The 12,247-nt window shown below is 65.5% G+C and carries 10 protein-coding genes; all 10 read right to left on the bottom strand.

The features are described 5' to 3' along the window. Positions 1-300 precede the first annotated feature (300 nt). The gene (gene accD, locus AC1DS3_RS26930; RefSeq protein ID WP_441641544.1) at positions 301-1,173 is read right to left on the bottom strand and encodes an acetyl-CoA carboxylase, carboxyltransferase subunit beta; all 873 of its coding nucleotides are present in this window, start codon (positions 1,171-1,173) and stop codon (positions 301-303) included. A 182-nt stretch (positions 1,174-1,355) separates the two neighbouring features. Then, complete coding sequence (gene trpA, locus AC1DS3_RS26925; protein WP_183034310.1) at positions 1,356-2,153, bottom strand: tryptophan synthase subunit alpha; 798 nt, start codon at positions 2,151-2,153, stop codon at positions 1,356-1,358. A gap of 2 nt (positions 2,154-2,155) precedes the next feature. After that, positions 2,156-3,064, bottom strand: coding sequence for a DNA-methyltransferase (locus AC1DS3_RS26920; protein WP_043347990.1), 909 nt, complete (start codon positions 3,062-3,064; stop codon positions 2,156-2,158). Beyond that, positions 3,064-4,257: a tryptophan synthase subunit beta gene (trpB, locus tag AC1DS3_RS26915; protein WP_477128314.1), complete on the bottom strand. Its 1,194-nt coding sequence runs from the start codon at positions 4,255-4,257 to the stop codon at positions 3,064-3,066. The genes AC1DS3_RS26920 and trpB overlap by 1 nt, the downstream gene beginning before the upstream one ends. A gap of 127 nt (positions 4,258-4,384) precedes the next feature. Continuing rightward, a complete protein-coding gene (locus tag AC1DS3_RS26910) occupies positions 4,385-5,086 on the bottom strand; it encodes a phosphoribosylanthranilate isomerase (protein WP_477128313.1) in 702 nt (233 codons plus the stop codon). After that, complete coding sequence (gene truA / locus AC1DS3_RS26905) at positions 5,070-5,894, bottom strand: tRNA pseudouridine(38-40) synthase TruA (RefSeq protein ID WP_477128312.1); 825 nt, start codon at positions 5,892-5,894, stop codon at positions 5,070-5,072. The genes AC1DS3_RS26910 and truA overlap by 17 nt, the downstream gene beginning before the upstream one ends. Before the next feature lie 198 nt (positions 5,895-6,092). Then, a complete protein-coding gene (locus AC1DS3_RS26900; RefSeq protein ID WP_477128311.1) occupies positions 6,093-8,954 on the bottom strand; it encodes a motility hub landmark protein FimV in 2,862 nt (953 codons plus the stop codon). 326 nt (positions 8,955-9,280) lie between these two features. Next, entirely contained in the window at positions 9,281-10,417 is a 1,137-nt protein-coding gene (asd, locus tag AC1DS3_RS26895) for an aspartate-semialdehyde dehydrogenase (protein WP_043348001.1), read from the bottom strand. Positions 10,418-10,745: 328 nt separating this feature from the next. Then, the gene (gene leuB, locus AC1DS3_RS26890; protein WP_441641305.1) at positions 10,746-11,813 is read right to left on the bottom strand and encodes a 3-isopropylmalate dehydrogenase; all 1,068 of its coding nucleotides are present in this window, start codon (positions 11,811-11,813) and stop codon (positions 10,746-10,748) included. Positions 11,814-11,853: 40 nt separating this feature from the next. After that, the coding region (gene leuD, locus AC1DS3_RS26885) for a 3-isopropylmalate dehydratase small subunit (RefSeq protein ID WP_477128310.1) at positions 11,854-12,247 on the bottom strand (394 nt) is incomplete at its 5' end.

Genomic DNA, 12,247 nt, shown 5'->3' with positions numbered 1-12,247 from the left:
GGCCATGTTTGAGCATCGCCTTAAGGCGATGTGAGTTTGGCCCCCGGCCGCTCTTTTTGTCTTCCGACGAGGAGTCTTTCGCCCCATCCGGGTCGCCTTCTTTGCCTACTTTCTTGGCGAGACAAGAAAGTAGGTCGCCGCCCCGAAGGGGGGGTGAAACTGCCTTTGACTTTGCAGTTAAGCAGTTAAGCAGTTAAGCAGTTGCAGTTGCAGTTAAACCCACCACCACCCCACCATCCCCAAAAAGCGAAAAAGCGCGAACAACCGCCCGCGCCTGATCACTATCAACCAACCCAACCCTTATGCCACCGCATCCGCCGGCTGCTTCTGCAGCAAAGCCAGCAACTGCGCCAACTCATCCCGCAACTTGCGACGGTCGACAATCATATCGATCGCGCCCTTCTGCAGCAGGAACTCGGCCCGCTGGAAACCTTCCGGCAGCTTCTCGCGCACGGTCTGCTCGATCACGCGGGGACCGGCAAAACCGATCAACGCCTTGGGCTCAGCGATCACCACATCGCCCAGGAACGCAAAGCTGGCCGAAACACCACCCATGGTGGGATCGGTCAACACGCTGATGAACGGCAACTTGGCGTTCGACAGCTGGTTCAGCATGGACGTGGTCTTGGCCATCTGCAGCAGCGACAGCAGGCTTTCCTGCATGCGTGCGCCGCCCGTGGCGGTGATGCAGATGAACGGCACCTTCTGCTCCAGCGCCGCCTGGGCGCCACGCACGAAGCGCTCGCCTACCACCGAGCCCATGGAGCCGCCCATGAATTCGAACTCGAAGCAGCTCACCACTACCGGAATGGTGTGAATGGCACCGCCGATCACGACCATGGCATCGGTCTCGCCGGTGTCGTCCATGGCGGTCTTGATGCGGTCCGGGTATTTCTTGGTGTCCTTGAACTTCAGTGCGTCGACCGGCAGGATTTCCTGGCCGATTTCATAGCGGCCTTCGGCGTCCAGCAGCCCGTCGAGGCGGGCGCGGGCGCGGATGCGCATATGGTGGTCGCACTTGGGGCAGACGTGGAGGTTGGCCTCGACGTCGGTCCGGTACAACACCGACTCGCACGACGGGCACTTGACCCACAGCCCTTCCGGAATGCCCTTGCGGGTGGAGGGGTCGGTCTGTTGAATCTTGGGAGGGAGGAGTTTATCCAACCAGCTCATGAAAGGCTCCTTTCGGCACATGCGCGGAACATGTCAGGCCGCGAATTTACCATGCCTGCGGTCCGCAGTCCCCGTTCCGCCGGGGCGATGCGCCTGTTGCGGCACAACGGCCGTCAAAATCAGTGTTTTTTGCTGCATTCGCCACCCGTGCGTCGACACAGGCGGCGTCGCTTCAATCACATTCAGGCATCCAGCGCCTGACGGATTTCCGCGATGAACGACTGCAGCGATTGTACCGCCTGGTCGCGCGGCGCATCTTCGAGCAATTGCACCAGGCGGCTGCCGATCACCACGGCGTCGGCCACGCTGCCGATCGTGCGCGCGGTCTGCGCGTCGCGGATGCCGAAGCCCACGCCCACCGGCAGGTTGGCATGGCGCTTGATCAGCGGAATGCGGGCGGCCACGCTGTCGAGGTCGATGGTGGCCGAACCGGTCACGCCCTTGAGCGACACGTAGTACAGGTAACCGCTGGCCAGCTTGGCCACGGCTTCGATGCGATCGTCGGTGGACGTCGGCGCCAGCAGGAAGATCGGGTCCATCTCGTTGGCGCGCATCTGCGCGGCGAAGGACTCGCACTCCTCGGGCGGGTAGTCGACCACCAGCACGCCATCGACACCGGCGGCGCGCGCGGCCTTGGCGAAGGTTTCCTCGCCCATGCGCTCGATCGGGTTGGCGTAGCCCATCAGCACCACGGGCGTCGCCGCGTTGGTCTGGCGGAACTCGGCCACCCAGGCCAGCACCTTGGTCAGCGTCACGCCCTGCGCAAGCGCGCGCTCGGAGGCACGCTGAATCACCGGGCCGTCGGCCATCGGGTCGGAGAATGGCACGCCAAGCTCGATCACGTCGGCCCCGCCCGCCACCAGCGCGTGCATCAGCGCGACCGTCAGGCCGGGCTCGGGGTCACCAGCGGTGATGAACGGAATCAGGCCCTTCTTGTTCTGCGCGGCCAGCGCCGCGAAAGTCGTTTTGATTCGGGACATGGTCATTGAGCGAGAGTGGGCAGCGGCGTGGACGAGGCAGCCAGCAGGGGCTCATCGTTCGCGGCTGCGATGTTCAGGGTAGCGGGCGCGGCCTGCGGCGTAGTGATGCATGCCGCGACGCGCGCGCGCGCCACGTCGACATAGTCGGGATTCATCTCGAAGCCGACGAAGCGGCGCCCGTGCAACGCACAGGCTACGGCCGTGGTGCCGCTGCCGGTGAACGGATCGAGCACCAGCCCGCCCGGCGGGCAGCTGGCCAGCACCATGCGTTGCACGATATGCAAGGGCTTCTGGGTCGGGTGATTGGCGCGCTCCGGATCTTGCCGGTGGATACGCGGCACGCTCCACAGGTCCTTCGGGTTGTAGCCAACCTCCAGCCACTTCTTGCCCTCGAAGCGCGGACGGCTGCGCGCCTTCTTGGTCTCGGCGTCGTACGGCACGCGCACCGGGTCGAGGTCAAAGTAGTAGTCGCGAGCCCGGGCAAAAAAGCCGATGTTGTCGTGCACCGAGGAATACTTGCGCGTGGTGCCGCCCATGCTCGGCACGCGCCGGTCCCAGATGATCTCGTTGATCATGGTCAGGCGCTGCTTGAGCATCACGAACAGCTCCGGCGAGTATTGCCAGGTGCAGAACAGGTAGAGCGAGGCGCGCGGCGCCAGCTTGGGCACCACCGCATCGATCCAGCTCGCGGACCATTCCAGGTAGGCGTCGCCGGACAGGCGATCGGAGTCATTGCCGTAGTCCTTGCCCAGGCCATAGGGCGGATCAGCCACGATCAGGTCGATGGAGCCGTCGGCAATGCGCTTGATGCCTTCCAGCACGTCTTCCTGGTAGAGCGTCAGTTGCGGTGCGGCGATGGGCGCGGACGGGGCGCCGCCTTCAGCGGCGCCCGGCGGGAGAAAATCGCGCATCAGAGSKTCARCCCCGAACGCTCGGCCACGGTRTGCATGTCCTTGTCGCCRCGGCCGGACARGTTCACCAGCAGCAGCTTGTCCTTGGGCAGCGTGGGAGCGAGCTTGCAGGCATAGGCGATGGCGTGGCTGGACTCCAGCGCCGGGATGATCCCTTCGATGCGGCAACAGTCGTGGAAAGCCTTGAGCGCTTCCTCATCGGTGATCGGGACATACTCGGCGCGGCCGATATCCTTGAGCCATGCGTGCTCGGGGCCTACGCCGGGATAGTCCAGGCCGGCGGAGATCGAATGGGTCTCGATGATCTGGCCGTTGGCGTCCTGCAGCAGGTAGGTGCGGTTGCCGTGCAGCACGCCCGGCGTGCCGCCGATCAGCGCGGCGGCGTGGCGGCCGGTTTCCAGACCGTCGCCGGCAGCTTCCACGCCGATCAGGCGCACATCCTTGTGCTCGATGTACGGATAGAAGATGCCCATGGCATTGGAGCCGCCGCCCACGCAGGCGATCACGGCATCGGGCTGGCGGCCCGTCATTTCCGGYATCTGCAGCTTGGCCTCTTCGCCGATCACGCACTGGAAGTCGCGCACCATCATCGGGTAAGGATGCGGGCCGGCCACGGTGCCGATGATGTAGAAGGTGTTCTCGACGTTGGTGACCCAGTCGCGCATGGCTTCATTGAGCGCGTCCTTGAGGGTCTTGGAGCCGCTCTCCACCGGCACCACGGTGGCACCCAGCAGCTTCATGCGGTAGACGTTGGCGGCCTGGCGCTTGACGTCTTCCGAGCCCATGTAGACCACGCACTCCATCCCGAAACGCGCGGCAATGGTCGCGGTAGCCACGCCGTGCTGGCCGGCACCGGTCTCGGCGATCACGCGCGGCTTGCCCATGCGCTTGGCAAGCAGTGCCTGGCCGATCACGTTATTGATCTTGTGGGCGCCGGTGTGGTTGAGGTCTTCGCGCTTCAGATAGATCTGCGCGCCGCCGAGCATCTCGCTCCAGCGCTGTGCGTGATAGATCGGCGAGGGGCGGCCGACGAAATGCTTCAGCTCGCGGCGGTATTCCGCGTCGAACTCCGGATCCTTCTGGAAGTGCGCATAGGCTTCGCGCAGTTCGTCCAGCGCGTGCACCAGGGTCTCGGATACAAAGGAACCACCATAGGGGCCGAAATGGCCACGGGAATCGGGCAGGTCGTACATGAGTCAGCTCTTCTGAACAGGGCCCTTGCCGGTCTGGCAGGGGTCCGATGACGTTAGGGTCGTGCGCGGGGCAGGTGCGATTTGCGCGGGATAGGCGGGAGGCCGAGCGCCGGGTCGGCGCCTTGACTCACCCGGCATCCGCGCTGCGCACCGCGCGCACGAAGGCGGCGATCCTGGCGTGGTCTTTCACGCCTTTGGCAGCCTCCACGCCGCTGCTTACATCGACAGCGTAGGGCCGCACGCGCTCAATCGCGCCAGCGACGTTTTGCGCGTTCAACCCACCACTCAAAACGATCCGAGGAGCGGCGCTTGCGGTCGGGTTGTGGGTGGGCGGAAGCCATGCCGGGGGTATCAGGGTCCAGTCGAAGACGTGCCCGCCACCGCCGTAGCCTTCGACGAAGGCATCAAGCAGCAAGGCAGCGGCATCACGATGCAGATCTGCGAATTCTACCAAATCGAGGCCCGGCTGCACGCGTGCCGCGCGCAGAAACGGCAGCCGGCAGCGCTGGGCCACCAGGGTGCAGTCCTCGGGGCGCTCGTCGCCGTGGAATTGCAGTAGCGTAAGCGGCACACGCTCCACCACATGGGCAATATGGTCGGCCTCGGCATTGACGAACAGGCCCACCACCGACACGAAGGGGCCGGCGGCTTCGGCCAGCGCCGCGGCGCGTGCCACCTCGACAAAGCGCGGGCTGCCCGGATAGAACACCAGGCCGATCGCGTCGGCGCCGGCATCGACCGCGGCGCGGACATCTTCMTCGCGCGTCAACCCGCAGATCTTGATGCGGGTGCGCAGCGGCGCGCTGTCCGCTTCAGGCAACTGGGTCATTGGCAAACACTCCATGAAACAGGCTGGCGGCCGTGTCGGCGACCGGGATCTGGTACGGCTCAGGATACTTCACCCCGGCCAGGTAAAGGCCATCGGGCATGAAAGTGGGCGCTGCCTTGGCGCGGTTGCGCCCTGCCAGCACTTCGGCCAGCCACTCCGGCGGGTTGCGTCCCCGCCCTACCGCCACCAGGCAACCCATCAGGTTGCGCACCATGTGGTGCAGGAAGGCGCTGGCGCGAAAGCGCACGAACAGCCAGTCGCCGTCAGCCTTCAAGGTGATGTCGTACATGGTCTTGACCGGCGACTTCGCCTGGCACTCGGCGGCGCGAAAGGCCGAGAAATCGTGCTCGCCCAGCAGGCAGCCCGCGGCCGTGCGCATGGCGTCGACGTCCAGGCCCTTGCCTGGCGGCAGCATCAGGTAGCCCGCCCTTCCGTGCACCAGCGGCACACGGTGCGGCCCCACGTAGAGCGCGTAGTAATACATGCGCTCGAAGGCCAGGAAACGCGCATGGAAGCTGTCGTCCACCGGCTTGGCCCATTGCAGCGAGATGCTGGGCGGCAGGAAGGCGTTGACGCCGCGCACCCAGGAAAACGGTTCGCGCGTCAGCTCGGTGTCGATGTGGATCACCTGGCCGAGCGCGTGCACGCCGGTATCGGTGCGGCCCGCCACTGTGGTCGGCACCCGGCTGCCGGCGAACTGCGCGATGGCGTCTTCWAGCCGGTCCTGCACCGTATTGCGGTGCGGTTGCGACTGCCAGCCGGAGAARGCGGCRCCGTCATAGTGGAGGCCGAGGGCRATGCGGKTCATGRGGCGGAAATTGACGATCTACGGGAGCTAGCGAAAACGGCGCGGCGCCGATGAGAATCGCCCGATTGCCGGCTCGCGGAAAAACAAATGCGCCGGGAGCCACGCTCCCGGCGCATTGGTGGCGAGCTGCCGGGCGCATCGCTTGCGCACAGCCCGCCATTCTACAGCTTGCTTGTCAGCCCGCCTGCAGGCTGCCGGTCAGGCCACGTCCCGCAGCAAAGTCTTGGCTTCGGTCAACAGAGGATCCTGCGACTGCTCCACCACTTCCTGCAGCAACTCCCGCGCGCCTTCCTTGTCGCCGATCTCGATATAGGCGCGGGCCAGGTCGAACTTGATCTGCATGTCGCGGCCACCATCGGCGGCGTCGGCCGACAGCGTGCTCGGCGAGATGCCGCGCGCCGTGTCCAGCCCGCTTTCCGCGCTCACGCGCGACAGGTCGATCGGCTCGGACAGCTTGCCGTCGCGCAGCATGGTCGGCGCCGGCAGCGACGCACCGAACGAGGAACGCGCCTCGTCATGCACTTGCGCCAGGCTGTCGGCCCGCGCGTCGGTGTGGCCTGCCGGGCTGAGGTCCAGCGAGATGCCGGACATGTCGAAGTCGAGCGGACGGCTACGCGTAGGCGTATCCAGCGCCGGCACGTCGTCATGACCGCCGACGTCATGGGGCTGCGGCAGATCCAGGCCAAGGCCGTCGTCCAGGCGCGCGGCGAGCGCCGAAGGCACCGCCTCGCCATTGCCGAACACGCGCGAGGCGGACTCGGGCGCGGTGATCGGCGCACCGGCCGCCGGCGCGGGGAACCCATCCAGCGGCAGCGCGAAGTCTGCCAGGTCCGCCAGCGGGGTTTCGCGCGGTGCCGCCGCCAGGTCTTGCGACGGATCGTGGGTGCGCCACTGATCGGCCGGCAAGGTGGTGGTGTCAAGCGACGCGACATCGGGCGCCACACTCAAATACAAGGCATTGTTCGGATCGAGGCTACGCCCCATCTCCGCTGCCTGTGTCCACTCCGCCCCGTGTCCTCCAGTCTGGGCGAACATTTCTTCTGCAATCACGCGAAAACCTTCCACATCCTGACGAGTGTTGTAAATCTCCATGAGCTTGAGGCGGATCGCCTGGCGCTCAGGGTTTTGCTGCAGGGCTTCGCGCAGGATTTCCTCGGCCTGCACATCGCGCCCGTAGGCGATATAGACATCGGCCTCGGCGATCGGATCGACTTCGTTGGCTTCCGCGGCATTGTTGCCAATGCKGAAATCCGCCCCGAACACGCTGTGCTGCGAGGTGTCCACGCTCTGCCCGCCCGCAGTGCCGAACAGCGAATTGCCGCCGGCCATGACGGTGCTTTCCTGCGACAGGATGCTGTCCCCGAAGGCCGCGCCGTCGCTGGTCTTTTGTTGCTGGCGCCGGCGATAGATCGCGTAGCCGCCCAGCAGGGCAATCAATAGCCCGCCGCCCGGCAGCAGCATCGGATTGGCCAGCAGGTCTTCGATGAAGGACGGCTGGGCCACCGGCGTGGGCTGCGTCACGACCGGCGGGCGCTTGGCCGCCGGCGTGGAAGCGGCAGCAGGATTGGCGGCAGCCGCAACGGTGGCGTCAGCGGCATTCGTGCCGGCGATACTGGCACCAGCAGTGGCCGCAGGCGCGGACGCCGGGGATGCTGCGGCGGCCGTGGCCGCGCTGGCGCCAGCGCTGGCCGTTGCCGGGGCCGGCGCGGCTGCGTCGGCCTTGGCAGCCTCAGCCGGAACCACGGCAGGTGCGGCCGCAGGGACTGCAGGGGCTGCTGCCGAGTCCTTGCCTGCCCCCTTCTCCTTCTGTACCTGGGCCAGCTTGGCGATCTCGGCGTTCTTCAGCTCGACCAGCCGCTGCATGTCGTTCACATTCTTCTCAAGCTGCGCGAGGCGTGCCTCGGCCTCCTTGAGCTGCCGTTCCTTGGCGATATTGGCTTCGGTTGCCGCAGCGGCAGCAGCCTGGCTGCCACGATCGGGCTTGCTGAGCTTGAGCTCGTCGCGTGGGCCGGCGGCCGGTGCGGCTTGCTCCTGCACGCGCGCGGTGACGTTGCCCGACTGTTCGCGGCCACTGCCGGCCTCGACCGAGCGCCCCGCCGCCGCCGTAGCCAGGCGGCTGCGGTAAGCGTCGAAGCCCTGCGTGCGCGCCACCACTTCGCGGCGTGCCGCGCGGGGCGTGACCGATTGCGCTTCTTGCTGGCTAGGCAGCTTGAGCACAGCGCCCGCCTTGAGGCGGTTCATATTGCCGCCAACGAAGGCATTCGGATTGTTGCGATAAAGCGCGACCAGCATCTGGTCCAGCGATACCGAATCCTGTCCCTGGGACGCCTCGCCGGCAATGGCGGAGAGGTTGTCGCCGCGCTGCACGGTGTAGGTGCCGCCAGCCGCGGCAGCACCCTCCGCCGAAGCCTGCGTGGCGGCGCGGTGCGGACGCGGCGCCGGGGCCTTGGCCTGGGGCCGTGGCGCCGGGCTGGCCGCCACGGGAGGCGGAGCCTGCACCGACGGCGCGGGCACGGGCGCGGCGCTTGGCGCGGGCGCCGCCGGGCTGGTGGCGCCGGATTCGTCAGGGGTGCCCGCCTGCACTACCGTGGCAGGCGAGAAAGTCTGGTTCGAAGGCTTGGCTCCTGCCGGATCCAGCAGGAAAGTGTACGCGCGCGACACCTTGCCGCTCGCCCATGTCATGTCCACCAGGATATCGACAAAGGGCTCGCTGAGCGGCTGGGTTGACCGGACCCGCGCCACATAGCTCCCGTTGGGGCGGCGCTCGACCTGCAGCCGCAGGCTGCTGACCGCGGGCAGATACGTCAGGCCGGCCTTGGCATACGCATCGGGAGACGCCAGCTTGACGGCCAGGCCGTCCGCCTCTTCCGCGCTGACGCCACTAATATCGATTTCCGCTTGCAGCGGCTGACCCAGATTCGACTGTACCCGTAATTGCCCAAACCCCGCGGCATAAGCGGCCGGCTGCGCGAGCAGCAAACCGAGTGCCGTGAAGGCCAGCGTTGACCAGCGCTGGCGGGCGGTAGGCGCATCTTTCCGGCGATGTTGGCTCACACTCACCTTGTGCTCCGTTGTGTTCTAGTAGTGAAATTAACTTAACATCAATGGTTTAGCGCAGCAAGTTAGCGTCCCGACTGAGCCCCGCGCCAACTCGTACGGACGTGCGGATAACCGCCCCGCAGCCCGGCATATGCCGCCTGTATTGTGACGCAACGCCGGGAAGAATAGGCGCCCGGGCGTGACAACGCCGCGCACAGGCGCGGCGTTGTTATCAAAGCCCGTGGTTTCTGTTGCCTTGCTGCAACGGAACCACGGAGGCCTTGCGCGGAGCCTCAAGACATGGACCAAGACATGACTCAAGCGCTCCTTGGGAGCAAGTCCCTGGCTCAGGCTTCGATCAGGATGCGCAGCATACGACGCAGGGGCTCGGCGGCGCCCCACAGCAGCTGATCGCCGACGGTGAAGGCCGAGAGGTATTCCCCACCCATCTGCATCTTGCGCAGGCGTCCCACCGGAATGGTCAGGGTGCCGGTCACGGCGGCCGGCGTGAGGTCGGTCATGCTGGCCTCACGGGTATTCGGCACCACCTTGGCCCACTGGTTGTTTTCGGCCAGCATGGCTTCGATCTCATCGAGCGGCACATCGCGGCGCAGCTTGATGGTCAGCGCCTGCGAATGGCAGCGCATGGCGCCAATGCGCACGCACAGGCCGTCCACGGCAATCGGCGCAGCGCCGGTCGCACCCAGGAAGCCTTCGCCGCGGCCCAGGATCTTGTTGGTCTCGGCGCCGGCCTTCCATTCTTCCTTCGACACGCCGTTGCCCAGGTCCTTGTCGATCCAGGGAATCAGGTTGCCAGCGAGCGGCACGCCGAACTGCTTGGTTTCGTCGGCGGACAGGCCGTGCTGGGTCGCCAGGATGGTGCGGTCGATTTCCAGGATGGCCGATGCCGGGTTATCCAGCAGCGACTTGACCGATGCATTGAGCGTGCCGAACTGCGTCAGCAGCTCACGCATGTGCTGCGCGCCACCGCCCGAAGCAGCCTGGTAGGTCATGGACGTCATCCAGTCGATCAGGTCGTGCTGGAACAGGCCGCCCAGGCCCATCATCATGCAGCTKACCGTGCAGTTGCCGCCGATGAAATTCTTGACGCCCTTCGCCAGCGCGTCCTTGATGACACCAAGGTTGACCGGATCCAGCACGATGATGGCATCGTCCTTCATCCGCAGCGAGGACGCCGCGTCGATCCAGTAGCCCTTCCAGCCAGCTGCGCGCAGCTGCGGGAAAATCTCGTTGGTGTAGTCACCGCCCTGGGCGGTGAGGACAACGTCGCACTTCTTCAGCGCTTCGATGTCGTTCGCGTCCTTGAGCTTGGTTTCATTCTTGGCCATGGCCGGAGCCTGGCCGCCAGCGTTGGACGTGCTGAAGAATACGGGCTCGATATGGTCGAAATCGCGCTCTTCCTGCATGCGTTGCATCAGGACGCTGCCGACCATTCCTCGCCAGCCGACGAGACCTACAATCATGACTAACCTCGGATGTGATTTGAACTTCCCCGCGCTTTCCTCGCCCGACGTGACTGCGCGGGGAAGACGAGCAGGCACGACGAACGATCTAGCCGATCGTTTTGGTAGTAATGGTTTTAATCGTCGTTGCGGTAAGCGGGTGGCCGTGCGAACCCAGGCCAACCGGGCTGCGGGTAGCAACCGGGGCGGCGATGGCAGTCGAGGGGGACTGGAAGATTCGGACCATTCGCAGAGTCTACACGATTTTGTGGCGCTGCCACACGGGGGAAATCGGGGACAAATGAAAGAAAAGGCGCCGCATGCGGCGCCTTTTCAACTTTAATGCGGCTTACAGTGCCGCGAGCACCGCCTCGCCCATTTCACGCGTGCCGACTTGCTTGCAGCCCGGTGTCAGGATGTCGCCGGTGCGGTAGCCCTGGGCCAGCACCTTCTTGACGGCGTTCTCGATGCGGTCGGCCTGCTCGGCGCGGTTCAGCGAGAAACGCAGCATCATCGCGGCCGACAGGATGGTGGCCAGCGGATTGGCCACGCCCTTGCCCGCGATGTCCGGTGCCGAGCCGTGCGACGGTTCGTACAGGCCCTTGTTGTTGGCGTCCAGCGAAGCCGACGGCAACATGCCGATCGAGCCGGTCAGCATGGCGGCCTCGTCMGACAGGATGTCGCCGAACATATTGCCGGTGACGATCACGTCGAAGCTCTTGGGCGCCTTGATCAGCTGCATGGCCGCGTTGTCCACGTACATGTGCGACAGCTCGACTTCCGGGTATTCCTTGTGCACGTCGATCACGACGTCCTTCCAGAACTGGAAAGTCTCGAGCACATTGGCCTTGTCCACGCTGCACAGCTTCTTGCCGCGCTTGGCCGCGGCCTGGAAGGCCACGTGGGCGATGCGGCGGATTTCCGGCTCGCTGTAGCGCATGGTGTCGAAGCCTTCGCGTGCGCCCTTGAAAGGACCGTCCGGGGCTTCGCGCATGCCGCGCGGCTGGCCAAAGTAGATGTCGCCGTTCAGCTCGCGCACGATCAGGATGTCCAGGCCGGCCACCAGCTCGGGCTTCAGGCTGGACGCACCGGTCAGTTCCGGATAGCAGATCGCCGGACGGAAGTTGGCGAACAGCTGCAGGTGCTTGCGCAGGCCGAGGATGGCCTGCTCGGGACGCAGCGGGCGATCCAGCTTGTCGTACTTCCAGTCGCCCACGGCGCCGAACAGGATGGCGTCGGCTTCCCTAGCCAGCTTGAGCGTGGCGTCGGGCAGCGGATGGCCGCTGGCCTCGTAGCCGGCGCCGCCCACCGGGGCGGTTTCCATCTCGAATTTTTCGTCGAGCGCGTTGAGGACCTTGACGGCCTCCGCGATGATCTCGGGACCGATGCCGTCACCCGGCAGGACTGCGATTTTCATGCTTTGTCTTCCTTGTTTTGTCTCAGCGTACCAACCGGCCTCAGCCGACCACGCGGTTGTTCAGCCACGGCATCTTGGCCACGCGCTCGGCCTCATACGCCTTGATCTTGTCGGCATGGCGCAGGGACAGGCCGATATCGTCAAAGCCATTGAGCATGCAGTACTTGCGGAACGGCGCGATGTCGAACGGGTAGCTGTTGCCGCCCGGCGTGACCACCACTTGCTTATCGAGATCGATGGTCAGCTTGTAGCCGCTGAACGCATTGGTCTCGTTGAAGATATGGTCGACCTGCAACTCGGTCAGCACCACCGGCAGCAAGCCGTTCTTGTAGCAGTTGTTGAAGAAGATGTCGGCAAAGCTCGGCGCGATCACGGCGCGGAAGCCATATTGCGTCAGCGCCCAGGGTGCGTGCTCGCGCGAGCTGCCGCGCCGC

The organism is Cupriavidus sp. 01L46, assembly GCF_056399905.1.
Note: the sequence above shows the minus strand (reverse complement) of the source record. Positions and strands in the feature narration are given on the sequence as shown.

Bases quoted from the DNA above. Each gene is read 5' to 3' on its own strand.
- accD (WP_441641544.1), bottom strand. From the start codon at position 1,173: ATGAGCTGGTTGGATAAACTCCTCCCTCCCAAGATTCAACAGACCGAC.
- trpA (WP_183034310.1), bottom strand. From the start codon at position 2,153: ATGTCCCGAATCAAAACGACTTTCGCGGCGCTGGCCGCGCAGAACAAG.
- AC1DS3_RS26920 (WP_043347990.1), bottom strand. From the start codon at position 3,064: ATGCGCGATTTTCTCCCGCCGGGCGCCGCTGAAGGCGGCGCCCCGTCC.